This window comes from Brevibacterium sp. LS14 (assembly GCF_012027885.1).
GTDB lineage: Bacteria > Actinomycetota > Actinomycetes > Actinomycetales > Brevibacteriaceae > Brevibacterium > Brevibacterium casei.
On the sequence record NZ_SJXG01000031.1, the window covers coordinates 160,187 to 185,935 of the forward strand.

The window sequence follows — 25,749 nt, forward strand, 5'->3', positions numbered from 1 at the left end:
CGCATGATACTGCCGCTCTTCCTCGACTGTGACCCCGGCATCGACGATGCAATCGCCCTCGGCTACCTGCTCTGTCAGGACGACATCGATGTCGTCGGCATCGCCGCCTCGGGCGGGAACGTTCCCACCGCGCAGGTCGTCGAGAACACGCGGAGATGGCTCACGCTCGCCGGACGCGACGACATCCCCGTCCACGCGGGCGATGCCCTGCCGCTGGCTCGCCAGAGATCAGCGGCCACACAGATTCCATCCGGATCGGCGGTGGGGGAGCCCGACACCGCCGACATCGAGTACGCGGACCTCACCCACGGCCAGACCGGTGCCGGGTACGCCACTCTGCCGGAACCGACGGTGCCATTAAGCGCCACCTCCGCGGCGCAGGCCTGGGTCGATGCCGCGCGGGCCCACCCCGGGCGGCTCATCGGCGTCGTCATCGGCCCCTCGACGAACCTCGCGCTCGCCCTCGCGATCGAACCCCGCCTGCCTCACCTTCTTCGGCGCCTGTTCATCATGGGCGGGGCCTTCAACTACCGCGGCAACACGCACCCGACGACCGAATGGAACGTCACCTTCGACCCCGAAGCGCTGGCGACAGTCCTCGCCTCGTTCGACCGTGCCCGCAGCGAGGACCCCGACCTGGCGCTGCCCGTCATCGCCCCGATCGAAGCGACCGAAGCCGTGGCGATGACCCCCGAGCGCCTCGCCGGCATCCTCGACACCGATGCCGACCCGATCTGGCAGGCGTGGCTGGAGCAGATGAGCGAGGCTCTGCGGTTCTACTTCGAATTCCACGACTGGGACGGACTCGGCTACCTCGCCCATATCCACGACCCCTTCGTCCTCGCGTGCGCCCTCGCGTGGGCACGCACCCCCGACCAGCCGGCAGACAACCTGCCCTGGGCCACGACAGCGACGGCGCCGGTCGACGTCGAACTCACCGGTACACTCACACGAGGCGAAACCGTCGCCGATTGGCTGGGGCGGTGGGGGAGGGACCCGAACGTCGAGATCATCCGCACGATCGATGCTGACGCCTTCCTCGACCACCTCGGCGCCACCCTCAAGGAAGGACCGCACCATGATCGACCACAGCCCAACACGTAGCCTCTCTGGGCAGGGGCCAGCCGCACCGACTGGTCCCGGACAAACCCGCATCCCCGCACTCGCGCTCACCCTCACGCTCCTCGGCACGCTCGTCATCGTCACGACCTACCTCGCCGTTCTCCTCACCCAGCCTGCGAACCTCGGCATCGATCTCGGCCACACCACTCTGTGGGTCATGGTCGGCTACCTCGTCGGCGGCGGCCTCCTCGCGGCAGGCACCCTGCCGCTCATTCCCCGCAGCACCCTCGCACTCATCCCCGTCGCGATCGCCCTCAACATCGTCATCGGCCAGATCGTCGGCACGATGACCACGATCCCGCTCTACCTCGACTCCATCGGCACCGTGATGATCGGCGTCCTCGCCGGTCCTGCCGCAGGGGCCTTCACCGGAATCCTCTCGAACCTCATCTGGGGAGTCACCCTCAACCCCAGCGTCATCGCCTTCACCACCGGAGCCGCCTTCATCGGTGCCGCCGCCGGATGGGCCGCCCGGCTCGGCGCCTTCCGCACTCCATGGTTCGCCGTCCTGGCCGGAGCGATCGCCGGTGTGCCCACCGCGGCCCTCGCCGCGCCGGTCGCCGCCTACGTCTTCGGCGGCGGACTCGGGACGGGCACGGGGAGCGTCGTCGCCATCCTCCAGGCCACGGGCCAGGAGATGCTCGCCGCGACCATCGCCCAGAGCCTCTTCTCCGATGTGCTCGACAAGGCGATGATCTTCGCTCTCGCCTACGTCATCGTCCGTTCCCTGCCCAGGCGGATCCTCGACCGCTATCCCTTCACCGGCCACAGCCTCTCACGCCGTGCCCGCGCCGCTGACCAGCGCTGAATGAGCTCGTCGGCTCTGACTGAGACGGGATCCCGGCGCCTGCACCCGGCCACCGAGATCATCGTCCTCGGATGCGCGCTCGTGCTCGTGTTCGGGATTCCGTCCCCGGTCATCCCGCTCATCGTCCTCGTCGGGTCCGCTGTCGCGGCAGTGGCCTCGCCGACCGTGAAAGTCACGACGTGGGCGGCGACTGTCGCCGCCCTGTGCGTGCCGATGCTCATCGTCGTCGGCCTCGTCCAGGGCCTGTTCTACCCCGGCGCCGAGGTCCATGTGCTCTGGCAGGCCGGACCCGTGCGGTTGAGTGTCGAAGGGCTCGCGATCGCCGTCCAACTCTGGCTGCGGGTGACGGCGCTTGTCGCCCTGTGCGCGGTCATCGGCCTCGGCAGCGATGCGGCGAGACTCTTCGACGGTCTCATCGCCCTGGGCCTGCCGGCGTCGATCGCCTACGTGTGCGCGTCCTCGCTCAACCTCATCCCTCTCGTTCGTGGCCGGGTCCGAACGGTCCTCGACGCCCGCGCTGCCCGCGGCTGGGCTGTCGACCGCTGGTCCGTGCGCGTCCGCCTGCTGCCCGGCATCGTCACCGGACTGTTCACGTCCCTCCTCGTCACCGTCGACCAACGACACGAGGTCCTCGACCAGCGCGGATTCGCGGCCTCCGACCATTCCGTGTCCCTCCAGGACCATTCGGACAGTCATTGGCAACGCCTCCTTCGCCGAGGCGGTCCCGTCCTCACGCTCATCCTCATCGTCCTCTCCGTGATCGGTCTGCTTCCCCTTCCAGGTGCCGAAGAGATGCTCGGAGGACTGCGATGAACGTGCTCGACCTCAGCGGAGTCGACGTCACCTGCCGCGGCGTCGACCGTCCGGTCCTGGCAGGTCTCGACCTGCGCCTCGGCCCCGGTGAGATGCATGCGGTGCTCGGCCCACAGAACTCCGGAACGTCGACACTGTGTCGGTTGGCCGTCGGGCTGCTCGCCGACCGGGGCACGGTCCACGGTGAGGCACGCGCCGTCGAAGACGCCGTCATGCTCGGCGACGACCCCGAGGCGCAGCTGAGCGGGATGGCCAGCCGGGTCGGGGACGAGGTCCAACTGCCGAGCCGCCTGCGCGGACGTGACCCGGCGACAGCACGGGCTGCCGCGCAACGGGCACTGGTGTCGCTCGGTGTCGGCGCGCTGTGGGACCGTCGACTCGAGACGCTCTCTGGAGGGCAGCGACAGCTCGTCGCCCTGGCCGGTCTTCTCGCCCTGGAACCGGCGCTCCTCGTCCTCGACCAGCCGGGGCTCTCCCTCGACCCCATGATGCGGGCCGGTCTCGTCTCGGCGCTGGAGGACCATCGCGCCAGCGGCGGCACCGTGCTTGTCACCGGCCACCAGTTCGACGAGGTGGTCGCCGCCTGCAAGGCGATCAGCCTCCTCAGCAACGGACGCATCGCAGCGACGCTCGAGCCGACAGAAGTGACCCCGCATGCGCTGGCTTCTCACGGCGTCTGGAGCGCTCTCCCCACGATCACACCAGCTGGTGGGTCGACGAATCCAGAGCGGGTCGAGCCGGAGCCGGCTGGGTCCGCGCAGGCGAAGCCATGGCCGAATGAGACAGATACGGCAGAGGCAGTACCGGTGGAACCGGGAGCGACCATCCGGCCTGTGCTCTCGGTCAGCGGACTCCGGGTCGAGCGCAGAGGCGGTTCGGTGCTCGACGGTCTCGACTTCGACCTCCATCCCGGAGAGTTCGTCGCCCTCATGGGCGCCAACGGCGCAGGCAAGTCGACGATGCTCAGGGCGCTGCTCGGTCTGCTCGAACCCGGGGCAGCGGTCACGGGCGCGATGACGGTGCACCACTTCGGCGAGGACATCGCGCTCACGGAACTGCCGACGCATATGAGGGCCGCCCATCTCGGGTGGGTCGGCCAGGACCCGGGAGCCCAGCTGTCGGGTGCCACCGTGCGCGATGAACTTCTGCGAGCGGCTCCGCTGCCACCGCACCGACGCCGCGACCGGGAGGCGGTGCGCAGGCAACGGGAGGAGGCGGTCGCCTCGGCGCTGGAGTCCACCGGACTCGCCGGCGTTGCCGGGACCCACCCCTTCGACCTGGGGACTGCCCGACGCAAGGACGTCGTCATTGCGTCATTGCTCGTCACGGCCCCGCCGATCCTTCTCCTCGACGAGCCCACCCAGGGCAGGGATGATGGGGACATGAGCAGGCTCACCGGTCTCATCGCGGGCTTCCTTCGTGGGGGAGGCGCTGTGCTGGCTGCGACCCACGACGAACGGTGGGCGGGAACGGCGCACCGGGTCGTACGCCTCGAAGCGGGCAGACTCACCGAGCGGCGAAACCGGCCATGAGCATGGTGGTTCCGCTGTGAGAGCACGAGGTCCCGTGACACTCTTCGCGGCGTGGGCGATCCACGACCTCGAAGAGCTCATCGCGTTACCCGTGACGACCTCCCGCTTGGCCGAGGAGCCGGGAGCGGATTGGCTGCGCATCTCCGCACGGCAGTCGGCGGTGGCGATCGGGCTCATGGGCGCCGTCGTCGCGACCGCGTGTGTGCGGGGCGCGGTGACGAACGGGCGTTCGCGCTTCTATCGCCGAACGCTCGCCGGGCTCGACCTCCACGTGTGGTCGCATGTGGCGGCCTCGGTGGTGCTGAGGCGGTACACGGCGGGGGTCCTCACCGCGGTCCCCTTCATGCTTCCCGGGGCACGGTTCGCCGAGCGCGAGCTGGCAGCGACCGGTCACGCCCTCTCCCACGCCGAAAGGGCGGTGGGGGCACCGATGATGGTGGTCGCGGCGCTCGCCTGCCATGGTGTGGCGAGAGCCTGGGTTCAGTAGTCGAACGACGAGTCGGTGGCGAGCGAGCCGGGGCCGCGGTACTTCTGCAGGTGGATGTGACGGGCGAAGCGGATGACCGGGCGGATGAGCATCTCGATGCTGCCGAGGACGAAGAGGCATGTGCCGGCGAACATGAGCTCGTCGGAGAAGAACATGAAGCTGCCGATGAGGAACCACAGGCCGATGAGCACGTCGTTGGTGATGCTGAGCATCTGGTAGCGCTGACGGATGACGATCTCGTCGTGTCCGATGTGCATGGTCAGTTCACGGTCCTGCGTGTGCACGCATTCCTCCAGTCAGTCGATGGCGACGGCCTCTGCGATGGTACGCAGAAGCAAGTGGAGTTGGCCATCCGCCGAGGTGGTGGTCCTGACGAGCGGATGCCCCCCGCACCCGTGTCAGGGTCGTCGTCTAGCCTCGGAGGTGATGGCACGCGAGAGGCGTGCCGCCCGATCTCGATGAGGAGAGACGATGAGCCGTTCCGTGCAGATCACCGTCGACAGCCATGATCCGATCCTGCTCGCCCGGTTCTGGGCCGAGGTGCTCGGGTACGTCATTCCCGGCCCGCCCGGAGTCACCCTTGCCGACGGCGATGATCCGTTCGCCGCGTGGAAGACCTTCCTCGACTCACTCGGCGTGGAGATGCGACCCGAAGACATGCGCGCGGCGATCGAGGATCCCGCCGGGCGCGGACCGCGCGTCTTCTTCCAGACGGTGCCCGAGGACAAGACGGTGAAGAACCGCGTCCACCTCGATGTCCGTGCCGCTCCGGGACTCCAGGGCAGCGAGCGGATGGAAGCGCTCGAAGCCGAATGCGCTCGCCTCGAGCGACTCGGTGCGACTCGGCTCGAGCGGTTCGACCCGGCCCCGCCGATGGAGACCGGCTTCATCGTCATGGCCGACCCCGAAGGCAATGAGTTCTGCCTTGACTGACTGGCGCTGACTGATCCCGCAGGACGGTGCCCGGGCCCGATCTTCACCCGGCGCCTGGGAGACCTGCTGGTCAGCCGGGTCGTCCCTGGCCAACGGCGATGATAATTCTCTTAGAGTCATGTCCTCGACGAGCCCGCGTTGCTACCGTGGCAGGTATGAACACCGTCTCACCCGTCCCGTTCACAGCCGCTGTCGCCCTCACCCTCAGCCTCACCCTCGCCGGCTGTTCGAACAGCGGAGACGAGACCGAGCAGGCGCCGACGAGCGGTGACCCGGTGCCCACGCAGTCCGAGGACTCCGGGTCCGCGGGCTCGAGCCCCGACGACACCACTGCGCAGTCGGCTCCGACCGGCGCCTCCGACCTGCCGGAGGACGCCGACCTCAGCTCCGCCTCCCCGCAGGTGACCCCCGACGAGGCGATCGCCGTCGCGCAGAAGGAGGCCGGCAACGGCACCGTCCATGCGATCGAACTCGACTACGACCGCCGCGACGGCGCGTGGCAGTACGAGGTGAAGATCCTCAAGGACAGGACGGACTTCGACATCGACGTCGACGCTCAGTCGGGAAAGATCGCCAAGACCGAACAGGACACAACCGACGACTCCGAGCAGGCCATCGACCTCACCGACCCGTTGCCCTTCGACGAGGCCCTCAACCGCGCCTCCGAACAGGGCAAGGGCCGACTGACGAGCTGGAAGCTCGAATCCGACGACGACCGCATCGAGTACCAGTTCGACTACGACGACGCGGGCACGGAGTCCGAGGTCACCGTCGACGTCGAGACGAAGAAGGTCACCGTCGACGGGTGAGCCGACGTAGTCTGGTGTCATGCACGCACCAGCCGGCTCCTGTGGTCGCCTCGAGGTCATCACCGGCCCGATGTTCTCCGGCAAGTCCGAAGAGCTCATGCGCCGGGTCTGTCGCGCCCGCATCGCCGGTGTCGAAGCGCTGGTCATCAGCCATTCCCTCGACACCAGGGCGGAGCTCTCCGCCGTCACCTCCCACATCGGGGTGACCGTGCCCGCCGTTCCCGTCGGAGACGTCGCCTCCCTCGCCGAGGCGGCCCGAGCCGAGGACGTCGACCTCGTCGCCATCGATGAGGCCCAGTTCTTCGGCCCCGACCTCGTGCCCGCGGTCGAGAAGCTCCTCTCCCGCGGCATCGATGTCATCGTCGAGGGACTGTGCGTGACCTTCGACGGTGATCCGTTCGAACCACTGCCGACGTTCATGGCACTTGCCGAGGACGTCACGAAGCTCACGGCAGTGTGCACGGTGTGCGGGCGCGACGCCGTCTTCCACGAGCGCATCGCCGCTGCACCCGCCGGGTCGGCCACCGACATCGACGCCAGCCACATCGGCGGCCTCGACTCGTACGTCGCCCGCTGCCGAGAGCACTTCGGACACGGCACCGCAACGGAGCCCTGACCCATACGCTCTGCGGTCAGTCGGCGATGTCGGCCCAAACCTGACGCCAGATCTCGGCGAGAGCGGCGATGTTGTAGTGCGCGTTGAGACCGCTCGGCTGCGGGACGACCCGCAGCTCGATGTCCGCAGGCCAGCCGGGAATGAGGGACGTGTCCTGGACCCCGAGTGTGGCCTTCGGCTGGGAGAAGGCGATGCGGAACGAGGTGATGCCGGCGATCGCCACCGCCTTCGGGCGGATCTCCGAGAGGCGCTCGACGAGCCTCGCCCCTCCGTCGCGCAACTCCTCGTTCCTCAGCTCATCGGCTCTCGCGGTGGCCCGACCGACGAGGTTGGTGATGCCGATGCCGCGGGAGAGCAGATGCTCCTCATCCTCGATCGAGAGGCCGAGAGACGCATCCACGAGGTGGTCGGTGAGCCCCGCCTGGTGGAGCGAGGGCCAGAAGCGGTTGCCGGGGCGGGCGAACGGGGCGTTGACCGCCGCCGTCCACAGACCCGGATTGATGCCGACGATCAGGAGGGAGAGCTGCCCGGAACCCGCGGGCAGCACATCGTCGATCGCATCGGGATCGTCGGTGGCGAAGCGGGCGAGATCGTCCTTGGTCGGTTTCCGTCCCGCCAGCGGGGACGGTCTGCGGGAGCTGCGGCTTTCCTCGGACACGTCCCCCAGACTACCGTCGAAGGACGACGAGCCGAACGGAGGTCCGGCATGAGCCACGCACACACCCGAGCGGAATCAGGCGAGTCCGCTCCGTTCCACTTCGAGACGACCTGGCGCGTCGCCGAAGCGGTCGAGCCGGTGTGGGACGTGCTCTCCGCCATCGACGACTGGCCTGGTTGGTGGCCGGGACTGGCGTGGGTGCACGCTGTCGACGGAACGCTCGCCGAAGGCTCCAGGGCGCAGATCGGTGTGCGCAGCCCCCTCGGCCTCTCCCTGTCGATGATGCTGCGCATCGAAGCGATCGACCCGCCCCGGCAGGTCGTGCTCAGCGCCGAGGGGGACCTGCGCGGTACCGGGGTGTGGACGCTGCGCCGGTCGGGACCGCTCACCGTCATCGATGCCGTGTGGTGCGTGACGACGACGCGTCTGGCCCCACGCCTGCTGCGCCCCCTGTCGGCCAGGATGCATGCCGCGGTCATGGCCGCAGGCGAGACCGGCCTGCGCCGTCGCCTCAGCGCGCGGGCGTAGGGGAGTCCGCGGCGGACCAGGCCTCGATCCCGCCGGCCAGCGAGCGCAGGCGCACTCCCTCCGGAGTGCCGGGAGCCGCGGCCGCCACGGCCTTCGCCGACCGGACTCCCGACCGGCAGTGGACGACGATGTCGGTGGCGGGGCCGACCACCTCGTCGAGGGCCGGCCACCCCCGGTCGACGACGACGTCGAGGGGCACATGGACGGTGCCGGGGATGGACTGGACCTGCCGCTCCCACTCCTCGCGGACATCGACGATGACCGCGTCGGCCCCCAACGCACGAGCCTCGGCGACGGTGACCTCGTCGACGGCGGGCGCCGAAGCTGCCGGGGGAGCCGCACACGCGACGGCGACCTCGGTGAGGTCGGTCACGGCAGGCCGATCCGGGTCGGCGGAGAAACGCAGCGTCGTGAAGGTCGTCCCCAGCACATCCGTGCGCAGGAGCCTGCCGATGAGGGGGTCCCCGATGCCGCAGATGAGCTTGACGGCCTCGGCGGCCATCGTCGATCCGACGAGACCGCAGAGGACGCCGAGGACTCCTCCCTCGGCACAGGTGGGCACCGAATCGGCGTCGGGGATGTCGGGGAAGAGGTCGCGCAGCATCGGTCCGTGACCGGGCACGAAGGTGCTCACCTGGCCCTCGAAGCGGAAGATCGTCCCCCACACGAGCGGGGTGCCGGTGAGCTCGGCGGCATCGTTGGACAGATACCGGGTCGCGAAGTTGTCCGCACCGTCGATGACGAGATCGTGGGCGGCGAAGAGCTCGAGTGCATTGTCCGGGCTCAGGCGTTCCGCGAGGGCGGTCACGGACAGATGCGGGTCGAGGCGCAGCAGCGCATCCCTGGCCGAGTCTGCCTTGGGGCGGCCGACGTCGGCATCGCGATGGAGGATCTGGCGCTGAAGGTTCGAGACCTCGACGCGGTCGTCGTCGATGACGGTGAGGAGTCCGATCCCCGCCGCCCCGAGGTACTGGAGCACCGGGGCTCCGAGGCCGCCGGCGCCGACGACGAGGACCCGCGCGGCCCGCAGCCGCCGCTGGCCGAGATCTCCGACCTCTGGGAGGCTGAGATGCCGCGCGTACCGGGCGAGCTCATCGGGCGTGAGCGCGTCGACGGGCTCGACGAGCGGGCGCAGAGGTGTCCCGCTCATGGCCCCATCACCAGGTTCTCCGTGGTGACCCTGCCCTCGTGAGGTGAGGAGGCGAGTGCCAGCGGACGCTTGGGGATCCGTCCCGCGCCCCGAGCCAGGCGGCCCGCCTCGACGGCGAGCGCCATCGCCCGAGCCATCGCCGGTGCGTCATGGGCGCGGGTGACCGCCGAGGCGAGCAGCACGGCCGTGCACCCGAGCTCCATCGCCAGCGCCGCATCCGAGGCCGTGCCCACGCCGGCATCGAGGATGACGGGCACCTGCGCACGGGCGACGATCGTCTCGATGTTGTGGGGGTTGAGGATGCCCAGACCCGAGCCGATCGGGGCCCCTGCCGGCATGACCGCGGCGACCCCGGCGTCCTCGAGGCGCTTCGCGAGCGCCGGATCGTCGTTGGTGTAGGCGAAGACCGTGAACCCGTCGAGGACGAGCTCCTCGGCCGCCCGGAAGAGCTCGACCGGGTCGGGCAGGAGGGTGTCCTCGTCAGCGATGACCTCGAGTTTGACCCACGAGGTCTCGAGCGCCTCCCGGGCGAGCTTGGCCGTGAGCACAGCGTCCCGGGCGGTATAGCAGCCCGCGGTGTTCGGCAGGGAGCGGATGCCGAGTCGTTCGAGGAGGGCGAAGACCGAGTCCCTGGCGTCAGCGTCGAAACGGCGGATCGCCACGGTCGTCAGCTCCGTCGCCGAGGCGGTCAGTGCGTTCTCGAGGATGCTCAGGGTGCTCGCCCCTCCGGTGCCCATGACGAGGCGGGAGTCGAAGGTCGCTCCGTCGATCGTCCAGCTCATCTCAGCCTCCCTGCACAGCAGTGACGATGTCGACGGTCTGGCCGTCGACGATGGCGAACTCGGCCCAGAGTCCACGGCGGATGACCTCACCGTCGACAGCGAGGGCCACCCCGAGACGGCCTCCGTCGACGGGAGTCCCGTCCGTCGCGAGCTGCCTGCCGGTGACGTGCTCGACGAGCGAGCGGGCCGTGGTGCCTGAGGCGAGCTCGCTGCTCTCCCCGTTGAGTGTGATGGTCATGGTTCCTTCCTTGCTGTGGTCATCGCCGCCACAAGGCGCGGAGACGGGCTCTCGTTCGACTGTGCGGCTTCGGAGAAGCGGCGGGGAGCAAGGGCCGCGGGCGCCCCTGCGGGCAGCCACGGCGAGTCCTCACCGCGGGTGAGATCGGCACCGAGGCGGGCCCCGAGCGGAGTGAGGAGGATCCCGTGGCGGAAGTACCCGGTGGAGACGACGCAGCCGGGGTCCGTGCGCCCGATGAACGGCACGTCATCGGGTGATCCGGGTCGGGCACGCGCAGTGATCTCGGTGATCTCGGCATCGAGGATCCCGGGCACGAGCCGTTCGGCATCGTGGAGGAGACGGTGGACTCCCTCGGCGAGCACCCCGGGCCGTCCGTCCTCACGGGACGTGGCGCCGAGGACGAGTTCCCCGTCGGGGCGCGGGACGATGTAGACGGGCCGACCGGCGACGAGTCCGCGGATGGTGCGGGTGAGCAGCGGCGGTGCGCTCGCGTCGGTGCGCAGCCGGATGATGTCGCCGTGCACGGCTCGCAGCGGCAGGTCGGGGACGCCGGCGATCGTCCCCACCGCTTCACCGGCGGCGACGACGACCTGGTCGGCGGTGAGGCTGCGCCCATCGGCAAGAGCGACGCCGACGGTGCGGCCGCTGACGCGGACGAGTCCGGTCGCCTCCTCACGGACGATGTCGTCGTCGAGGAGCGAGAGCAGGGCGCCGGTGATCCGTCGTGGGTCGACGGCATGATCGCCGGGGATGCGCACCGCCCCGCTCACCCCTGGCGAGAGGGCGGGCTCGAGATCGCGGGCCCGGGATCCGGTGATGAGTTCGACCTCGGACCCCGCCTCGGCCTGCAGGGCGCGCAGGTCCCGCAGGGTCGCGAGATCCGCCCTGTCCCCGGCGCACACGAGGGTCTCCGTCTGCGTCTCGCCGAGGTCGTGCCCGGTCTCGGCGGTGAGTCGCGAGGCGAACTCGGGGTAGAGATCGGCAGAGGTGCGCATGAGGGGGAAGAGCGGAGACTGCCCCCACGCGATCTCCGCGGCCGGGGCGATCATGCCGGCGGCGGCATACGAGGCCCCTTCGCCGGGTGCGGGGTCGATGAGCGTGACCGACGCTCCCCGGCCACGCAGCTCCCATGCTGTGGCGAGCCCGATGATCCCGGCCCCGATGACGATGACGTGCACTGTATTCTCCCTCCGGCGGCATGACCCGCATCAGGTGCGGCGGTCGGCACGAAGCCCTCTCAGCCTCCCAGCGAGGCTCCCGCGAACTCCTCTACTCTAGGAGCATGGTTCCCGTGATGACAACGTCCTCCGCCCAGCGAGACACGCAGACCACGACTCGAACCGCGCGTCGGCGCGCGCTCGAGGCGGCCCGCCTCTACCTCTGCACCGATGCCAGGACCAAGCAGGGCGATCTCGCCGCGTTCCTCGACGCCGCATACGCCGGGGGCGTCGACATCATCCAGCTGCGCGACAAGAGCCTGGAGGCACGAGAGGAGATCGCCGCCCTCGAGGTCCTCCGGGACGCCGCCCGCCGCCATGGCAGGCTCTTCTCCGTCAACGACCGTGCCGACGTCGCCCTCCTCGTCGGCGCCGACGTCTTCCACGTCGGACAGGGTGACCTCACGAGCGGCCAGGCCCGTGCCGTGCTCGGACCCGACGTCCTCCTCGGCCGTTCGACCCACTCGATCGACCAGGCGCTCGCCGCCGACGCCGACCCCGACATCGACTACCTCTGCCTCGGGCCCGTGTGGGAGACCCCGACGAAACCCGGGCGACCGGCCGTCGGCCTCGAGCCCCTGCGGGAGATCACCGGACGGGTGAGTACGCCCTGGTTCGCGATCGGCGGCATCGCCGCCGGTGAGCGGCTCGACGCGGTGCGCGAAGCCGGAGCCGAGCGCATCGTCGTCGTCCGCGCCGTCACCGAGGCCGATGATCCCGCCGCAGCGGCAGCGACCCTGAAGGGAGAGCTGTGAGGATCCTCATCGCCGGAGCCGGGGCCACCGGGGGAGCGTTCGGCACCCGCCTCGTCGAAGCCGGACGTGACGTCACCTTCCTCGTCCGACCCGAGCGCGCCGAGGCGCTGCGCGCATCGGGGCTGCGCTTCATCGGCCCCGACGAGGACAGGACGAACCCGGTGGCCGTGACGACCGCCGAGGAGCTCGCAGCGAACCCGATCCCTGCGGACCTCGTCCTCATCGCCGTCAAGGCCAGCGGCCTCGACCAGGTCATCGACGACATTCGCCCGGCGATCGGGCCGGACACGCTCATCATTCCGTTCCTCAACGGCATGGCCCATATCGACCGCCTGGACAGGGAGTTCCCCGGGCAGGTGCTCGGGGGCCTCGTGAAGATCATCGGCACGATGCGCGGATACGACGTTGTGCAGATGACGGACATGGCGACGATGACGATCGGCCGCCTCGGCGGGGGAGAGGTGCCTTCCGGGATCGTCGAGGCCCTCGACGTCCCCGGCTTCCGCCTCCAGGTCATCGATGCCATCGATGACGCACTCTGGGAGAAGTGGGTCTTCATCGCCGCAGCCGGCGTGGTCACGTGCCTCTTCCGGGCGCCCGTCGGGGCGATCATGGCCGCCGGCGGCGAACCCCACGTCGTCGCGATCGTCGACGAGCTCGAAGCCGTGGCGATGGGCGCCGGACACCCGATCTCGGCGCGCTCCCGCGCGGTGACGCTCTCGATGCTCACCGCCGAGGGCTCCTCATTCACCTCATCGCTCTATCGCGACGTCACCGCCGGACTGCCCAACGAGACCGAGCACATCCTCGGCAGCCTCGCGGCGACCGCGGCGGGACTCGGGGTCGCGACCCCGCTGCTCGACCTCACTCTCGTGCAGCTGCGAGCAGGCGAGATCGACCGGGCGGGATGACCGGAGAGGGGTCTGCAGCCTGGCCGCGGTTTCGGAAGCCCGCGCGCACCGGCCGCCGCCTGCGCGGAGACGATGGGCCGCCTCGGCGAGACCGGAGAGCACGAGGGCGAGCGATGTTTCCAGGCTCAGCCGGCCGGCTTGACCGCCCGCACGATCGCCGAGTGCAGGCCGTCGGCGACCTCACGCGTGAAGTCGACCGCGACGTCGACGAATCCGACAGCGCGAAGACCGTCGACATACTCCGTTCGTGACAGAGCCCCGGCGATGCAGCCGACATGCGACCCGCGCTCACTGCGCTCCTGCGGGCTGAGACGGTCTTCGGAGACGACATCGGAGACTCCTATGCGCCCGCCCGGAGCGAGCACGCGGAACATCTCGCTGAGCACGGAGTGCTTGTCCGTGGAGAGGTTGATCACGCAGTTGGAGATGACGACGTCGACGGCGGCGTCCGGGAGCGGGACGGCTTCGATCGTGCCTTTGAGGAACTCGACGTTCGTCAGGCCCGACTTCGCCCGGTTCTCCTCGGCGAGAGCGAGCATCTCATCGGTCATGTCCACCCCGTAGGCGAATCCGGTCGCACCGACCCGGCGGGCGGAGAGGAGGACGTCGAGACCACCGCCCGAACCGAGATCGAGCACCCGTTCGCCATCCCGGAGCTCGGCGACGTCGGTGGGGTTCCCGCAGCCGAGACTCGCCTCGACGGCGCCGACGGGCATGCCCCCGACCGTCGTCGCGTCATAGAGTCCGGCACCGAATCCGCGCGGGGATTCGGGACAGCAGTCCGCGCTGCCGTCCTCGCGGAGCAGCTCATCGTTGCCCACTCCGGATGCGGAGGCCGTCGCCGCCTCCGCATAACGCGCCCGCACTGCTTCGCGGACCTGGTCGTCGTCAGCCATAGCGCTTCCTCTCCGTCGCTTCCTCGTCACCGGTGTGAGATCGATCCTGGTCGTCTCCCCAGCACGTGTCAACGCCGCCGTCCGCCCCCAGCCGCTCCGGCTGCGGCACCCGCGTCGCCGACGGCATGTGAGTAGAATGGCCGGGGCCTGCAACCGGGTCCGACAGCAACGAGCAGGGGACAGGATGACTCAGGCGGACACCTCGGCGACGGAGACCCGCGAACTCAAGCGGGGACTGCACACGAGGCACCTGCAGATGATCGCGATCGGTGGTGCCATCGGCACCGGCCTCTTCCTCGGTTCGGGCGGAACGATCTCTCAGGCCGGTCCCGGAGGCGCGCTGCTCGCCTACGCCGCGATCGGCGTCATGGTCCTCTTCGTCATGCAGTCCCTCGGGGAGCTCTCCACCCACCTGCCCGTCGCGGGTTCCTTCCACACGTACGGGTCGAAGTACATCAGCCCCTCCTTCGGCTTCGCCATGGGGTGGAACTACTGGTTCAACTGGGCGATCACGCTCGCCGCCGAGCTCGTCGCCGCCGGGGTGATCATGTCGTTCTGGCTGCCCGACGTGCCCTCGTGGATCTGGGCCGCGGTCTTCCTCGCCCTGCTCACCGGGCTCAACTTCCTCTCCGCCCGTGCCTTCGGCGAGGGCGAGTTCTGGTTCTCCGCGATCAAGGTCACCGCCGTCCTCGTCTTCCTCGTCCTCGGCGTGCTCATGATCGCAGGCATCCTCGGCGGACCCTCCCCGGGCTTCTCGAACTGGACGACCGGCGAGGCTCCGTTCGCGGGGGGATGGATGTCGATCATCGCCGTGTTCATGATCGCCGGCTTCTCCTTCCAGGGCACCGAACTCGTCGGCGTCGCCGCCGGAGAGTCGAAGGATCCGCGCCGGGACATGCCGCGAGCGATCCGCACGGTGTTCTGGCGGATCATGCTCTTCTACATCGGCGCGATCGTCGTCATCGGGTTCCTCCTGCCCTACACCGACCCGTCCCTGCTCGCCTCGGCCGACAATGAGGACATCACCGCCTCACCCTTCACCCTCGTCTTCGAACGTGCAGGCATCGCCGTGGCCGCAAGCGTGATGAACGCCGTCATCCTCACCGCGATCCTCTCTGCCGGCAACTCCGGTCTCTACGCGTCGACCCGCATGCTCTACGCGATGGCGAAGGAGGGCACCGCACCGAGGCTGTTCGCCCGCCTCAACGAGCGCGGGGTGCCTGTCATGGCGCTCTTCGCGACCGCCTTCGTCGGACTCTTCGGATTCCTCACCGAGGTGATGGGCGACGGGGCGGCGTACACGTGGCTCATCAACGTCTCCGGGCTCTCCGGATTCATCGTCTGGATCGGCATCGCGTGGTGCCACTTCCGCTTCCGCCGCGCCTACGTCCACCAGGGGCACGATGTCGAGAACCTTCCGTACCGGGCGCCCCTGTTCCCGATCGGGCCGATCATCGCCCTCGTCATGCTCATCGTCGTCGTCGCCGGACAGAACATCGAAGCCGTCGCCGACGGCCGTGTCCTCGAAGTCGCCTCGGCGTACATCGGGCTGCCGATCTTCCTCCTCGTCTGGGGACTCCACCGCCTCATCACCGGCCCCAGATCCCGATTCATCAGCCTCAAGGACGTCGACGTCGACGGACTCGAGATCACTCCGAAGGCCTGATCGCGCGCCTGCCGCGCGCACGATTCTGGGAACCCGCCCTCCTCGATTAAGCTAGGCTCACCTAAGACCAAGCTCGGCTGTGAGAAAGAGACCCATGCGCAGATTCCTCGCCCCCATCCTTGCCTCGGCACTGCTGCTGACCGCCTGCTCGGGCGGCGGCAGCACCCCGGAGGAGACCGCCGGCGGTGCCACGGTGGACACGAAGTTCGGCGCGGTCGAGGTCCCGGCCGACCCGCAGCGCGTCGTCGCTCTCGGGTGGGGCGACGCGGAGACCGCTCTTGCCCTCGGCGTCCAGCCGGTCGGTGCCTCCGACTGGGTCGAGTTCGGCGGGTCGGGAGTCGGCCCGTGGGCGGCCGACCTCTACACCACGCCCCCGGAGATCATCGCCACCATGGAACCCGACTACGAGGCGATCGCGGCACTCGACCCCGACGTCATCCTCGACGTCAAGAGCTCAGGGGAGCAGGAGCGCTACGACCGCCTCTCCGAGATCGCTCCGACCGTGGGCCCGCCCGAGGGCGGGGACAACTACCTCACCTCGATGGACGAGCAGGTGACGATGATCTCCGAGGCACTCGGCAAGGAGGACGAGGGGAAGAAGCAGCTCGAGGACCTCGAGGCGCAGTTCGCCGCCGCACGTGAGGCCAACCCCGAGTACGAAGGCAAGACCGTAACCGTGGCGGCGAAGACCTCGGAGGGCTGGGGCGCCTATGTCAAGGGCACCGAGCGCGTCCAGTTCATGGAGAACCTCGGCTTCGAGCAGTCACCGAAGATCGACGCGCTCAAGGCCGAGGGGTTCAGCGCTCCCGTCTCGGAGGAGAAGCTCGACGAACTCGATGCCGATCTCCTCATCGCCTTCCCCATCGACGTCCCCGACACGGAGATCACCGACGATCCCGGCTTCCAGCGGATCCCCGCGGTCGCGGACGGACGCTCCGTGGTCCTCACCGAGAAGGACGACGACCTGCGCAAGGCGTTCTCGCTCAACTCCGTGCTCTCGGCCCGATATGCAGTCGAGAAGATGCCCGAGCTCATCGCACCGGCCGTCAAGTAGCCGGCGGCCGCAGCGCCGGACTCAGCCGGGTTCGGCGCTCACCGCTGGGTTTCCGCTCACCGCTGCGCTGCGCTGAGCGGCGCACAGCGCTCACCGCTGCGCTGCGCGTTCGGCCCGCCACGCGTCGAGTCCGACGTCGATGATCCGGGCGTGCCGGATGCGCGGCAGCGCGGCGATCGAGATCCACTCCGCCCGGTCCGTCGTCCCGTCGATCTCCAGGGTTCCCAGGGTCCCGCCGACCACCTCGGCGAGGTAGACGACCCGCACCCCCTTGAACGGCCGCCCGCTGCCGCGGCGCTTCTCGGTGAAGCTGTGGGTGGTCAGCGGGCGGATGAGTTCGGCGTCGAACCCGGTCTCCTCGCGGATCTCGCGGACCGTGCCCTCCTCGATGCTCTCGTCGTAGTCGATGCCTCCGCCGGGCAGAGTCCACAGCGCCCGCCCCGGCTCGCCGCCTCCGTTGAACCAGCTGAGCAGGATCTCATTGTCGTCATTGACGATCACCGCGTAGCCGGCCAGGCGCGTGTCGTACTCGGAGAAGTGCAAGTCCATGCCCACACCCTACCCATGTGGCCGACTTCACATTCGCTCACCCCGTGCCTAGGCTGGGACCATGGCCGAATCCTCTGGGCGCAACGCCGACTATCCCGACGACAAGATGTCCCACACGCGCGTCATCGCCGCCCCAGCGGAGGAGATCTTCGCCGTTCTCTCCGACCCCAACCGTCACCAGGACACCGAGCCCGGCGACTGGGTGCGCTCGTCGATCACGACAGAGCCCATCACCCGCACGGGGCAGGTCTTCTCGATGAACATGTTCCTCGAGCAGGCGGGAGGTGCCTACCGGATGGACAACGTCGTCACGACCTTCGAGCCGGACACGGCGATCGCCTGGGACCCGGGTCAGGCCGACGCCGTCGGCGAGGTGAGGACCGGAGGGTGGCGCTGGCGCTACGATCTCCATCCGGTCGAGGCCGGCACCGAGGTGACCCTGACCTACGACTGGTCGGACACGACTCAGGACGTCCGCGACCAGTTCGGCGGGTTCCCGGTCGTCCCGCCTGCGTTTCTCGCCGCCTCCCTCGCCTCCCTCGACAGGACGGTCACCGGCCGCCGGTGAAGGGTAGTCTGGAGGCGTGAATGAGATCGCCAGCAGACGCATCGGTGACAGCGGGAGACTCATCGTCTTCCTCCACGGCCTCTTCGGCCGGGGCAAGAACTTCGCGACCGTTGCGAAGGCCCTGACCCCGGAGTTCTCGAGCCTCCTCGTCGACCTCCCCGACCACGGGGATTCGGCATGGACGGACGAGTTCAGCTACGTCGCCACGGCCGACGCCGTCGCCTCCGCCATCGCCGAGGCGGTCGATCCCTCCCAGCTCCCCGTCCACCTCGTCGGCCACTCCCTCGGGGGCAAGGTCGCCATGGTCCTCGCCCTGCGCCACCCCGAGCTCGTCGACCGCCTCGTCGTCGTCGACATCGCTCCCAGCGGGGGAGGGGATGTGGGAACGTTCAACCATCTCCTCACCAGTCTCGCCGAACTCGACCTCGACACCGTCTCGTCGCGCTCCGAGGCTGACCAGGCCCTGCAGGCGCAGATCCCCGACCCGGTGGTCCGGGGGTTCCTGCTCCAGAACCTGCGTCCGAGTGCGGGCGGATACTCCTGGCAGCCGAACCTCACCCTGCTCCGGGAGAGCCTGCCGACGATCGGGTGCTTCCCGGATCCGGGAGAACTCGTCGCGCTCGAGACCGGAGCGACGACATTCGACCGGCCCGTGCTCTGGGTGGCCGGCTCGGAATCGGACTACATCGACCGGGAGCAGCTGCCGCTCATGCGCTCGTTCTTCCCTCGCACGACCCTGCTCACCGTCAAGGGCTCAGGACACTGGGTCCACTCGGAGAAGCCCGAGGCCTTCGTGACGGCCGTGCGGACGTTCCTCACGCGACCGGAATATGCTGGTTGAGCACACTGTTGAGCAATACGAGTACCGACATCCCAGGAGGACCGAGTGAGCACACCGACTGACCCGACGCCCAAGTTCGCCGACTACGCCGACGGAGCCCGGCTGGTGAGCACCGACTGGGTGGCCGAGCACGGGGCCGACCCGGGTGTCGTCGTCATTGAAAGCGACGAGGATGTGCTCCTCTACGAGACCGGTCACATCCCCGGCGCGGTCAAGGTCGACTGGCACACCGAACTCAACGACCCCGTCACCCGTGACTACGTCGACGGCGAGGGCTTCGCGAAGCTCCTCTCCGCCAAGGGCATCTCACGTGAGGACACGATCGTCTTCTACGGCGACAAGTCCAACTGGTGGGCCGCGTACGCCCTCTGGGTGTTCTCCCTCTTCGGGCACCCCGATGTCCGCCTCATGGACGGCGGTCGCGCGAAGTGGGAGTCAGAGGGCCGCGAGATGACGACGGACAGGCCCGAGCGCACGCCCACCGACTACCCGGTCATCGACCGCGACGACTCGACGCTGCGTGCCTTCCTCCCCGAAGTCCGGGACAGCCTCGGCACTCGACCGCTCATCGACGTCCGCAGCCCCGAGGAGTACAGCGGCGAACGCACCCACATGCCCGCCTACCCGGAAGAGGGTGCGCTGCGCGGGGGACACATCCCCGGCGCCCAGTCGGTGCCGTGGGCGAAGGCGGCGAACGAGGACGGAACATTCAAGACCGCCGACGAGCTGCGTGCGATCTACACCGACGGCGCGGGCCTCGGCACCTCGGATGACATCATCGCGTACTGCCGCATCGGAGAGCGCTCGAGCCACACCTGGTTCGTCCTCCACCATCTCCTCGGCTACGACAATGTCCGCAACTACGACGGGTCCTGGACGGAGTGGGGCAACGCCGTGCGCGTCCCCATCGCCACCGGAACCGAACCCGGTGAGGTGCGTCCGTCCTGATGAGTGAGGACATCGTCACCTCAGATCTCCCCGAGTCGCTGGCCGAGATCGTCACCGACTTCGCCGAGACCGAGCCCTCCGAGCGGCTGCAGCTCCTCCTCGAGTTCTCCTCCGAGCTTCCGGGGCTGCCGGCTCGCTTCGCCGACCATCCGGAGCTTCTCGAGCCCGTCCCCGAGTGCCAGTCGCCGATCTTCCTCGTCACCGAGGTCGACGACCCGGAGCAGGGGGAGCAGGCGACCGTGCGTCTGCACTTCTCCGCCCCGCCCGAGGCTCCGACGACGCGGGGGTTCGCCGGCATCCTCTCGGAAGGGCTCGACGGTCAGTCCGCCGAGGCGGTCCTCTCCGTCCCCGCGGACCTGCCGCTGCGCCTCTCGCTCACCGAGGCGGTGAGTCCGCTGCGACTGCGCGGAATGAGCGGAATGCTCTCGCGCATCCAGCGTCAGGTGTCCGAGAGGATCGGCAAGATCACATCCGCATAGTCCCACGCGCGGTTGGCTGAGTGAGTGAAGTGGGCTAGATTGTGGTTAGCCTGCCCTTATCAGCCATGTCGAAGGACCCTCCCGATGACCGGTTTCGCCACCCCCGCCTCGGCGACACCCCCATCATCGACAGTCCAGGCTCCGGTGACAGGACAGGCGACGTCGACGGCGCTCAAGGTCAGGCGCGCAGTCGGCCTCATCGTCTCACTCGTCGTGCTCGTCCTCATCGTCCTCGCCTCGCTGGCGATCGGCACCAGGGACATGCCCCTGTCGGAGGTCGTCGGTGCATTCTTCGCCCCGACAGGCAGCGACGACCAGCTCGTCGTCCTCGAGCTGCGCTACCCGCGGACCGTGCTCGGCCTCCTCGTCGGGATGGGCCTCGGACTGGCCGGCGGACTCATCCAAGCGCTCACGCGCAATCCGCTCGCCGATCCCGGCATCCTCGGAGTCAACGCCGGTGCGTCGTTCGCGGTGACCATCGGCATCGGTTTCTTCGGCATCACCTCGGTCAGCGGGTACATCTGGTTCGCCTTCGTCGGCGCCCTGCTCGCGACGACCGGCGTGTACATCATCGGCTCCGCGGGTCGCACCCGCACCGTCGATCCGATCCGCCTGACCCTGGCGGGGGTCGCGGTGGCCGCGGTGCTCACCGGTCTGACGAAGGGCATCCTGCTCACCAACGAACGCGCCTTCGACGCCTTCCGCGCGTGGGACGTCGGCGCGATCGCGGGACGCGGCTTCGACACGGTCTTCGCCGTCCTCCCGTTCATCGCCGTCGGCGTCGCCCTCGCCCTCGCCCTGTCCCACTCGCTCAACGCTGTGGCCCTCGGCGATGATCTCGCGGCGAGCCTCGGCACCTCGGTCCATCGCACGCGCGTCCTCTCGATCATCGCCGTCACCTTACTGGCCGGTGCGGCGACCGCGGCGGCGGGTCCGATCGGCTTCATCGGTCTGATGATCCCGCATATCGCGCGGTGGATCGTCGGACCTGATCAGCGGTGGATCCTCAGCTATTCGCTCATCCTCTCGCCGATCCTCCTGCTCGGCTCCGACATCATCGGCCGCGTCGTCATGAAGCCGGGGGAGCTGCAGGTCGGTGTCGTCACCGCCTTCGTCGGCGCTCCTGTGCTCATCGCCCTGGTCCGCCGGAAGAAGGCGAGCGGCCTGTGAAGTCCTCAGACAGCTCCACTGCACTCGTCCCCGGCGGCGCGGTCGCCCCCGGGGAGACGATCGACTTCGGGCGCCCGATGGCGCGCGTCTTCGGGCTGCGCGTCGACGTCCGCGTCGTCGTCACCGCCGCCATCGTCACCCTCCTGGCTCTCATCTGCGGGTTCGCCGGGCTCCTCCTCGGCAAGTTCACCCTCACCCCCGCCGAGGTGGTCGAAGGGCTCTTCGGGATCGCCGACAAGCGCATCGTCAACACCGTCGTGGGGGAGTGGCGGGCCCCGCGGATCCTCGCGGGCATCGTCCTCGGTGCGGGACTCGGCGTCTCCGGGGCCGTCTTCCAGTCGCTCACCCGCAATCCGCTCGGCAGCCCCGACATCATCGGCTTCTCGACCGGCGCCTACACCGGCGGCATCGTCACGATCATCGTCTTCGGCACGAGCTTCGTCTCCACGGCCGCCGGCGCCATCATCGGCGGCATGCTCACCGCCCTCCTCGTCTACCTCCTCACGTGGAAGGGCGGAGTGCAGGGCTTCCGCCTCATCATCGTCGGCATCGCGCTCACGGCTATGCTGGGTGCCTTCAACACGTGGCTGATCATGCGTGCGGACCTCGACCTTGCGATGGCCGCGGCGACGTGGGGAGCCGGCTCCCTCAACGGCATGGGCTGGTCGACGATCCTCCCGGCGGCCATCGCCGTGGTCGTCCTCAGCCTCGGGTGCGGCCTCTTCTCCCGTGACCTCGGAACCCTCGAGCTCGGCGACGACACGGCCAGGGCACTCGGCGTCCGCAACGAACCCGTGCGCGCAGCACTCATCCTCATCGCCGTCGCCCTCGTCGCCGTCGTCACCGCGGCGGCCGGGCCGATCGCCTTCGTGGCGCTGGCGGCCCCGCAGATCGGGCGGCGCCTCGCGAGGTCCCACGGCACAAGCCTGCCCATGGCCGCCGCCGTCGGCGCTCTGCTCCTCGTCGCGGCCGATCTCATCGCCCAGCATGCCCTGGGCGAGACCCAACTCCCCGTCGGCGTCGTCACCGTGTGCATCGGCGGCGTCTACCTGATCTGGCTCCTCATCCAAGAAGCTCGGAGGGCACAATGAGCGCTCACACCATCGCAGGGGACACACCGGCCATCGGTGCGGCGGCGGAGGGTCCCACCGGCAGCGGTTCCAGCCCGCTCGCGGCGGAGAACCTCGACCTCGCCTACGACCAGCGGCAGATCGTCACCGATCTCGATGTGCAGATCCCGGCCGGTCAGTTCACGGTCATCGTCGGGCCCAATGCGTGCGGGAAGTCGACGCTGCTGCGGGCTCTGGCACGGCTGCTGCCTCCGGCGAAGGGCACGGTGCTCCTCGACGGCAGCGACATCTCGACGATGAAGACCAAGCAGATCGCCAAGCGCCTCGGCCTGCTGCCGCAGAGCTCGATCGCTCCCGAGGGGATCACCGTCGGCGAGCTCGTCGCCCGTGGGCGCCACCCGCACCAGTCGTTCCTCAAGCAGTGGACGGAGGCGGACGAGGTCGCCGTGCTCTCGGCGCTTCGCGCGACGAACACCGAGGAACTCTCCTCCCGCCTCGTCGACGAGCTCTCCGGTGGTCAGCGCCAACGTGTGTGGGTGGCGATGGTGCTCGCCCAGGAGACGCCGCTGCTCCTCCTCGACGAGCCGACGACGTTCCTCGACGTCGCCTTCCAGATCGAGCTGCTCGACCTCTTCGCCCAGCTCAACCACGAACACGGGCACACACTGGTCGCCGTCCTCCACGACCTCAATCAGGCATGCCGCTACGCCGATGAGATCATCGCGATGAAATCCGGTGAGATCGTCGCGCAGGGAGCGCCCGCGGACATCGTCACCGCCGAACTCGTCCACGACGTCTTCGGCATCGACTGCAGCGTCATCGACGACCCTGTCACCGGCGCCCCGATGATCGTCCCGGGGCCGCCGAAGAAGACCTTCGCGCAGCGTCAGAGCGCCGAGGCGGTCTGATCAGCAGCCGGGCGGCTGACGGCGGCACAGCGACAACGACACAGTGACGGCCGGCCCCATCCGGGACCGGCCGCCACTGTGCGCTCTGCAGTCTCTCGGTTCGATGCCGACCGCCCGATTCAGCGCGCGGGCGGTTGGTGTCCCCGTCGTTCGGCAGGACCCTCACCGTCGGCGGCCGACGGACCGTTGTCGACCGGAGTCCCGTCGTCCTTGGGTGCCTTCCGTTCACCGTCCGCGACCTGATCCGACGGCTTCCGGTCGGTCTCGGAGCCGGTGGCCGACGTCGCCGCAGTGCCCTGCGCGGCCGGTGCCGTCGTCGCAGCGTGGCCCGAGTCGGCACCCGGCTTCTTGAGCAGCTTCTGGATGCCGATGGCGATCGCGGCGACGATCCCACCCCAGATCGCCCCGAGGATGAGGGAGAAGAAGGTGTTGACGAGCCAACCGAGGATGCCTGCCACCTCGGCGGCAGGAGCCTCCAGGCTGTGGACGAAGTCGTAGATGGCGGTGAAGCCGAGCTCGTCGGTGCCGACGAGGATGATGTGCCCGCCGACCCAGAGCATCGCGAGAGTGCCGACGACCGAGAGCCCGGCCAAGAGCTTCGGCATGGCCTGGACGAGCGAGCGTCCGAACTTCTGCGAGCTCGGGTTCTCCTTCTGAGCCATGTGGAGGCCGATGTCGTCCATCTTGACGATGAGGGCGACGAGTCCGTAGACGCCGACCGTGATGGCGAGGGCGACGACGACGAGGATGACTGCGCGCGAGAGCAGGCTTTCGTCGGCCACCTCGTTGAGCGCGATGACCATGATCTCGCAGCTGAGCACGAAGTCGGTCGTGATCGCCGAGCGGACGATCTTCTTCTCCCGATCGGCTTCACTGACCTCACTGGACTGCGGATCCTCCTGCGCCGGGCCGTGGTGTTCGATCCATCCGAGCTTCTCCAGGACCTTTTCGGCACCCTCGAAGCAGAGATAGGTGCCGCCGATCATCAGCAGCGGAGTGAGGAGCCAGGGAAGGAACTGGCTGAGGAGGAGGATGATCGGCAGGATGATGACGATCTTGTTGAAGAGCGAGCCGATGGCGATGCGCTTGATGATCGGCAGCTCTCGCTTCGGGTCGACGCCTTCGACGAACTTCGGCGTCACCGCGGCATCGTCGACGACGACGCCGATGGTCTTCGCGCCGGCGCGCGAGGCACCGGCGGCGACATCGTCGAGGCTCGCCGCAGAGAGTTTGACGAGGGCGGCGACGTCGTCGAGGAGTGCGAAGAGACCGCCGGCCATCTACTGTTCCTCCTGTGAGCTGCGGGTCATCTCGCCGAGGCGGTTGCCGGCATGGTCGAACACGATGAGGGTGTCGCCGTCGACCTTGGCTGCGCGGGCCCGACCGACCCACATCTTCATGCCCGGGGCGGCCATTTGGGTGGTGAGGAACTGAGAGATCGTCGCGCTGCCGTCTCCGCCGGCCTCCCACGACGTGACGATGCGGTTGGCGCCGTCGCTGCCGGTGAGCGCGCCGTCCTCACCGAAGTCGAGGAACGCCTTCGATCCCGCCTCCGGCGTCCACCTGCCGTTGATGCTCTGAGTCATCACTGCTTCTCCAATCCGCCGATGACCGATCCCTGTCCGTCCTTGACCGTCATGACGTCTCCTTCGATCGTCGCTGCGGCGGCCTTGGACAGCCACGAGTCGACTCCCGCGCACGCCTTCTGCGTGCTGGTGAAGGGTTCGATGGTGATCGTGTCTCCGTCGAGAGTCCAGCTCGACTTGATCGCATTGCAGCCGTCGGAGCCTTCAACGCTGCCGTCTTCCTTCAACTCGAGGAACGGTTCGCCGGCTTCGGGAGAGGTCCACTTGCCGACCGGGTCGACGGTCGCGGACTCCGTCTCACTCGGAGTGCTCGGATCACTCGCCGAGGAGGAGGCCGGTTCCGAGGGCTCGGCTCCGTTCGCACACGCGGCCAGCGGCAACGTCGCCGCGAGGGCGACCGCGCCGAGCAGAAGTCGGAGGGACGGGCGATGCTGTGTGGCAATGTCCATGTCCCGATCATAACGGGCAGGCCGCCTGGCCACCTGGGTGGCGCGGACGAGACCGGAGAATCCAGGTTTTGTTCGTTTTGTTCACGAGCAACACGCATTGTTCTTGCTCGTCGTCGTTGCCGATCCGTAACCTTGCCGGTGGTTGAACAGCTGTTCTCGTGACCCGAGCGTGATCTTCGGATGACGCGCGCACGAGGACATCGAGC

General features: G+C 68.8%; 31 protein-coding genes and 1 riboswitch. Of the genes, 20 read left to right on the top strand and 11 right to left on the bottom strand.

From position 1 onward, the window contains the following. The first annotated feature begins 3 nt into the window (after nucleotides 1-3). From EZE58_RS03565 to EZE58_RS03585, 5 genes are read left to right on the top strand one after another with little or no spacing between them, the layout of a single operon-like run. Nucleotides 4-1,104, top strand: coding sequence for a nucleoside hydrolase (locus tag EZE58_RS03565; RefSeq protein WP_009374997.1), 1,101 nt, complete (start codon nucleotides 4-6; stop codon nucleotides 1,102-1,104). Beyond that, nucleotides 1,079-1,930, top strand: coding sequence for a histidine kinase (locus tag EZE58_RS03570; protein ID WP_167559809.1), 852 nt, complete (start codon nucleotides 1,079-1,081; stop codon nucleotides 1,928-1,930). The genes EZE58_RS03565 and EZE58_RS03570 overlap by 26 nt, the downstream gene beginning before the upstream one ends. Beyond that, nucleotides 1,931-2,743: an energy-coupling factor transporter transmembrane component T gene (locus EZE58_RS03575; RefSeq protein WP_009375002.1), complete on the top strand. Its 813-nt coding sequence runs from the start codon at nucleotides 1,931-1,933 to the stop codon at nucleotides 2,741-2,743. Next, nucleotides 2,740-4,275: an ABC transporter ATP-binding protein gene (locus EZE58_RS03580; protein ID WP_131248601.1), complete on the top strand. Its 1,536-nt coding sequence runs from the start codon at nucleotides 2,740-2,742 to the stop codon at nucleotides 4,273-4,275. The genes EZE58_RS03575 and EZE58_RS03580 overlap by 4 nt, the downstream gene beginning before the upstream one ends. Nucleotides 4,276-4,309: 34 nt before the next feature. Continuing rightward, entirely contained in the window at nucleotides 4,310-4,762 is a 453-nt protein-coding gene (locus tag EZE58_RS03585; RefSeq protein WP_009375005.1) for an HXXEE domain-containing protein, read from the top strand. Here the strand turns inward: EZE58_RS03585 and EZE58_RS03590 are convergent. Continuing rightward, the gene (locus EZE58_RS03590; protein ID WP_009375007.1) at nucleotides 4,756-5,046 is read right to left on the bottom strand and encodes a YrhK family protein; all 291 of its coding nucleotides are present in this window, start codon (nucleotides 5,044-5,046) and stop codon (nucleotides 4,756-4,758) included. The two genes, EZE58_RS03585 and EZE58_RS03590, sit on opposite strands and share 7 nt — an antisense overlap. Nucleotides 5,047-5,233: 187 nt before the next feature. Here EZE58_RS03590 and EZE58_RS03595 point away from each other — a divergent pair, with 187 nt between their 5' ends. From EZE58_RS03595 to EZE58_RS03605, 3 genes are all read left to right on the top strand, one after another. Then, nucleotides 5,234-5,695, top strand: coding sequence for a VOC family protein (locus EZE58_RS03595; protein ID WP_009375009.1), 462 nt, complete (start codon nucleotides 5,234-5,236; stop codon nucleotides 5,693-5,695). Nucleotides 5,696-5,850: 155 nt separating this feature from the next. Further along, a complete protein-coding gene (locus tag EZE58_RS03600) occupies nucleotides 5,851-6,504 on the top strand; it encodes a PepSY domain-containing protein (protein WP_009375011.1) in 654 nt (217 codons plus the stop codon). A 19-nt stretch (nucleotides 6,505-6,523) separates the two neighbouring features. Then, entirely contained in the window at nucleotides 6,524-7,120 is a 597-nt protein-coding gene (locus EZE58_RS03605) for a thymidine kinase (protein WP_167559811.1), read from the top strand. A 16-nt stretch (nucleotides 7,121-7,136) separates the two neighbouring features. On the opposite strand, the gene EZE58_RS03610 is transcribed toward EZE58_RS03605, so the two are convergent. Continuing rightward, nucleotides 7,137-7,778 carry a mismatch-specific DNA-glycosylase gene (locus tag EZE58_RS03610; protein WP_009375015.1) on the bottom strand — a complete coding sequence of 214 codons (642 nt, stop codon included), beginning with the start codon at nucleotides 7,776-7,778 and terminating at the stop codon, nucleotides 7,137-7,139. Nucleotides 7,779-7,826: 48 nt separating this feature from the next. Here EZE58_RS03610 and EZE58_RS03615 point away from each other — a divergent pair, with 48 nt between their 5' ends. After that, nucleotides 7,827-8,306 carry an SRPBCC family protein gene (locus EZE58_RS03615; protein ID WP_009375017.1) on the top strand — a complete coding sequence of 160 codons (480 nt, stop codon included), beginning with the start codon at nucleotides 7,827-7,829 and terminating at the stop codon, nucleotides 8,304-8,306. Here EZE58_RS03615 and moeB read toward each other — a convergent pair. From moeB to thiO, 4 genes are all read right to left on the bottom strand, one after another. Beyond that, entirely contained in the window at nucleotides 8,290-9,456 is a 1,167-nt protein-coding gene (gene moeB / locus EZE58_RS03620) for a molybdopterin-synthase adenylyltransferase MoeB (RefSeq protein WP_119296535.1), read from the bottom strand. The two genes, EZE58_RS03615 and moeB, sit on opposite strands and share 17 nt — an antisense overlap. Continuing rightward, entirely contained in the window at nucleotides 9,453-10,238 is a 786-nt protein-coding gene (locus EZE58_RS03625) for a thiazole synthase (RefSeq protein WP_119296534.1), read from the bottom strand. The genes moeB and EZE58_RS03625 overlap by 4 nt, the downstream gene beginning before the upstream one ends. 1 nt (nucleotide 10,239) lies before the next feature. Then, nucleotides 10,240-10,476, bottom strand: a complete 237-nt coding sequence (gene thiS, locus EZE58_RS03630; protein ID WP_009375023.1) for a sulfur carrier protein ThiS — start codon at nucleotides 10,474-10,476, stop codon at nucleotides 10,240-10,242. After that, nucleotides 10,473-11,654: a glycine oxidase ThiO gene (gene thiO, locus EZE58_RS03635; RefSeq protein WP_063250989.1), complete on the bottom strand. Its 1,182-nt coding sequence runs from the start codon at nucleotides 11,652-11,654 to the stop codon at nucleotides 10,473-10,475. The genes thiS and thiO overlap by 4 nt, the downstream gene beginning before the upstream one ends. After that, a riboswitch (TPP riboswitch) is annotated at nucleotides 11,645-11,747 on the bottom strand. Its footprint overlaps the gene before it by 10 nt. A gap of 23 nt (nucleotides 11,748-11,770) precedes the next feature. Between thiO and thiE the strand changes: the two genes are divergently transcribed. Together thiE and EZE58_RS03645 are read left to right on the top strand one after the other, a co-directional pair. Continuing rightward, on the top strand, nucleotides 11,771-12,448 hold the full coding sequence (thiE, locus tag EZE58_RS03640; protein ID WP_119296573.1) for a thiamine phosphate synthase: 678 nt from the start codon (nucleotides 11,771-11,773) through the stop codon (nucleotides 12,446-12,448). Continuing rightward, nucleotides 12,445-13,359 carry a 2-dehydropantoate 2-reductase gene (locus tag EZE58_RS03645; protein ID WP_119296533.1) on the top strand — a complete coding sequence of 305 codons (915 nt, stop codon included), beginning with the start codon at nucleotides 12,445-12,447 and terminating at the stop codon, nucleotides 13,357-13,359. The genes thiE and EZE58_RS03645 overlap by 4 nt, the downstream gene beginning before the upstream one ends. Nucleotides 13,360-13,484: 125 nt before the next feature. Here EZE58_RS03645 and arsM read toward each other — a convergent pair whose 3' ends face one another. Next, nucleotides 13,485-14,255 carry an arsenite methyltransferase gene (gene arsM / locus EZE58_RS03650; protein WP_119296532.1) on the bottom strand — a complete coding sequence of 257 codons (771 nt, stop codon included), beginning with the start codon at nucleotides 14,253-14,255 and terminating at the stop codon, nucleotides 13,485-13,487. Nucleotides 14,256-14,439: 184 nt separating this feature from the next. Here arsM and EZE58_RS03655 point away from each other — a divergent pair, with 184 nt between their 5' ends. After that, complete coding sequence (locus EZE58_RS03655) at nucleotides 14,440-15,921, top strand: amino acid permease (protein WP_095375757.1); 1,482 nt, start codon at nucleotides 14,440-14,442, stop codon at nucleotides 15,919-15,921. A 94-nt stretch (nucleotides 15,922-16,015) separates the two neighbouring features. After that, on the top strand, nucleotides 16,016-16,975 hold the full coding sequence (locus EZE58_RS03660; RefSeq protein WP_167559813.1) for an iron-siderophore ABC transporter substrate-binding protein: 960 nt from the start codon (nucleotides 16,016-16,018) through the stop codon (nucleotides 16,973-16,975). A gap of 90 nt (nucleotides 16,976-17,065) precedes the next feature. On the opposite strand, the gene EZE58_RS03665 is transcribed toward EZE58_RS03660, so the two are convergent. Beyond that, nucleotides 17,066-17,524: an NUDIX domain-containing protein gene (locus EZE58_RS03665; protein ID WP_063250984.1), complete on the bottom strand. Its 459-nt coding sequence runs from the start codon at nucleotides 17,522-17,524 to the stop codon at nucleotides 17,066-17,068. 61 nt (nucleotides 17,525-17,585) lie between these two features. On the opposite strand from EZE58_RS03665, the gene EZE58_RS03670 reads away from it, so the two are divergent. The 7 genes from EZE58_RS03670 (at nucleotide 17,586) to EZE58_RS03700 (ending at nucleotide 23,508) form a co-directional block, all read left to right on the top strand. Next, nucleotides 17,586-18,092 carry an SRPBCC family protein gene (locus EZE58_RS03670; protein ID WP_009375039.1) on the top strand — a complete coding sequence of 169 codons (507 nt, stop codon included), beginning with the start codon at nucleotides 17,586-17,588 and terminating at the stop codon, nucleotides 18,090-18,092. Between the two features lie 16 nt (nucleotides 18,093-18,108). After that, complete coding sequence (locus EZE58_RS03675; RefSeq protein WP_095375759.1) at nucleotides 18,109-18,933, top strand: alpha/beta fold hydrolase; 825 nt, start codon at nucleotides 18,109-18,111, stop codon at nucleotides 18,931-18,933. Between the two features lie 45 nt (nucleotides 18,934-18,978). After that, the gene (locus EZE58_RS03680) at nucleotides 18,979-19,881 is read left to right on the top strand and encodes a sulfurtransferase (RefSeq protein ID WP_063250982.1); all 903 of its coding nucleotides are present in this window, start codon (nucleotides 18,979-18,981) and stop codon (nucleotides 19,879-19,881) included. Then, nucleotides 19,881-20,360 carry a SufE family protein gene (locus tag EZE58_RS03685; protein ID WP_063250981.1) on the top strand — a complete coding sequence of 160 codons (480 nt, stop codon included), beginning with the start codon at nucleotides 19,881-19,883 and terminating at the stop codon, nucleotides 20,358-20,360. The genes EZE58_RS03680 and EZE58_RS03685 overlap by 1 nt, the downstream gene beginning before the upstream one ends. Before the next feature lie 84 nt (nucleotides 20,361-20,444). Next, the gene (locus tag EZE58_RS03690; protein WP_082835041.1) at nucleotides 20,445-21,530 is read left to right on the top strand and encodes an iron chelate uptake ABC transporter family permease subunit; all 1,086 of its coding nucleotides are present in this window, start codon (nucleotides 20,445-20,447) and stop codon (nucleotides 21,528-21,530) included. Continuing rightward, nucleotides 21,527-22,621 (top strand): iron chelate uptake ABC transporter family permease subunit, encoded by a 1,095-nt coding sequence (locus tag EZE58_RS03695; protein ID WP_167559814.1) that lies wholly within the window; start codon nucleotides 21,527-21,529, stop codon nucleotides 22,619-22,621. Before EZE58_RS03690 ends, EZE58_RS03695 begins: the two co-directional genes overlap by 4 nt. Continuing rightward, nucleotides 22,618-23,508 (top strand): ABC transporter ATP-binding protein, encoded by an 891-nt coding sequence (locus EZE58_RS03700; protein WP_205772080.1) that lies wholly within the window; start codon nucleotides 22,618-22,620, stop codon nucleotides 23,506-23,508. Before EZE58_RS03695 ends, EZE58_RS03700 begins: the two co-directional genes overlap by 4 nt. 119 nt (nucleotides 23,509-23,627) lie before the next feature. Here the strand turns inward: EZE58_RS03700 and EZE58_RS03705 are convergent, their stop codons facing one another. The 3 genes from EZE58_RS03705 to EZE58_RS03715 are packed head-to-tail and all read right to left on the bottom strand — an operon-like array spanning nucleotide 23,628 to nucleotide 25,543. Further along, nucleotides 23,628-24,788: a DUF808 domain-containing protein gene (locus EZE58_RS03705; protein WP_167559816.1), complete on the bottom strand. Its 1,161-nt coding sequence runs from the start codon at nucleotides 24,786-24,788 to the stop codon at nucleotides 23,628-23,630. Then, on the bottom strand, nucleotides 24,789-25,094 hold the full coding sequence (locus tag EZE58_RS03710) for an META domain-containing protein (protein ID WP_063250979.1): 306 nt from the start codon (nucleotides 25,092-25,094) through the stop codon (nucleotides 24,789-24,791). It abuts the gene before it with no gap. Beyond that, complete coding sequence (locus tag EZE58_RS03715; RefSeq protein WP_063250978.1) at nucleotides 25,094-25,543, bottom strand: META domain-containing protein; 450 nt, start codon at nucleotides 25,541-25,543, stop codon at nucleotides 25,094-25,096. Before EZE58_RS03715 ends, EZE58_RS03710 begins: the two co-directional genes overlap by 1 nt. Between the last annotated feature and the right edge of the window lie 206 nt (nucleotides 25,544-25,749).

Coding starts and splice junctions, on each gene's coding strand:
- EZE58_RS03565 (WP_009374997.1), top strand. CDS start 4: ATGATACTGCCGCTCTTCCTCGACTGTGACCCCGGCATCGACGATGCA.
- EZE58_RS03570 (WP_167559809.1), top strand. CDS start 1,079: ATGATCGACCACAGCCCAACACGTAGCCTCTCTGGGCAGGGGCCAGCC.
- EZE58_RS03575 (WP_009375002.1), top strand. CDS start 1,931: ATGAGCTCGTCGGCTCTGACTGAGACGGGATCCCGGCGCCTGCACCCG.
- EZE58_RS03580 (WP_131248601.1), top strand. CDS start 2,740: ATGAACGTGCTCGACCTCAGCGGAGTCGACGTCACCTGCCGCGGCGTC.
- EZE58_RS03595 (WP_009375009.1), top strand. CDS start 5,234: ATGAGCCGTTCCGTGCAGATCACCGTCGACAGCCATGATCCGATCCTG.
- EZE58_RS03600 (WP_009375011.1), top strand. CDS start 5,851: ATGAACACCGTCTCACCCGTCCCGTTCACAGCCGCTGTCGCCCTCACC.
- EZE58_RS03605 (WP_167559811.1), top strand. CDS start 6,524: ATGCACGCACCAGCCGGCTCCTGTGGTCGCCTCGAGGTCATCACCGGC.
- EZE58_RS03615 (WP_009375017.1), top strand. CDS start 7,827: ATGAGCCACGCACACACCCGAGCGGAATCAGGCGAGTCCGCTCCGTTC.
- moeB (WP_119296535.1), bottom strand. CDS start 9,456: ATGAGCGGGACACCTCTGCGCCCGCTCGTCGAGCCCGTCGACGCGCTC.
- EZE58_RS03625 (WP_119296534.1), bottom strand. CDS start 10,238: ATGAGCTGGACGATCGACGGAGCGACCTTCGACTCCCGCCTCGTCATG.
- thiS (WP_009375023.1), bottom strand. CDS start 10,476: ATGACCATCACACTCAACGGGGAGAGCAGCGAGCTCGCCTCAGGCACC.
- thiE (WP_119296573.1), top strand. CDS start 11,771: ATGACAACGTCCTCCGCCCAGCGAGACACGCAGACCACGACTCGAACC.
- arsM (WP_119296532.1), bottom strand. CDS start 14,255: ATGGCTGACGACGACCAGGTCCGCGAAGCAGTGCGGGCGCGTTATGCG.
- EZE58_RS03655 (WP_095375757.1), top strand. CDS start 14,440: ATGACTCAGGCGGACACCTCGGCGACGGAGACCCGCGAACTCAAGCGG.
- EZE58_RS03660 (WP_167559813.1), top strand. CDS start 16,016: ATGCGCAGATTCCTCGCCCCCATCCTTGCCTCGGCACTGCTGCTGACC.
- EZE58_RS03665 (WP_063250984.1), bottom strand. CDS start 17,524: ATGGACTTGCACTTCTCCGAGTACGACACGCGCCTGGCCGGCTACGCG.
- EZE58_RS03670 (WP_009375039.1), top strand. CDS start 17,586: ATGGCCGAATCCTCTGGGCGCAACGCCGACTATCCCGACGACAAGATG.
- EZE58_RS03685 (WP_063250981.1), top strand. CDS start 19,881: ATGAGTGAGGACATCGTCACCTCAGATCTCCCCGAGTCGCTGGCCGAG.
- EZE58_RS03690 (WP_082835041.1), top strand. CDS start 20,445: ATGACCGGTTTCGCCACCCCCGCCTCGGCGACACCCCCATCATCGACA.
- EZE58_RS03700 (WP_205772080.1), top strand. CDS start 22,618: ATGAGCGCTCACACCATCGCAGGGGACACACCGGCCATCGGTGCGGCG.
- EZE58_RS03705 (WP_167559816.1), bottom strand. CDS start 24,788: ATGGCCGGCGGTCTCTTCGCACTCCTCGACGACGTCGCCGCCCTCGTC.
- EZE58_RS03710 (WP_063250979.1), bottom strand. CDS start 25,094: ATGACTCAGAGCATCAACGGCAGGTGGACGCCGGAGGCGGGATCGAAG.
- EZE58_RS03715 (WP_063250978.1), bottom strand. CDS start 25,543: ATGGACATTGCCACACAGCATCGCCCGTCCCTCCGACTTCTGCTCGGC.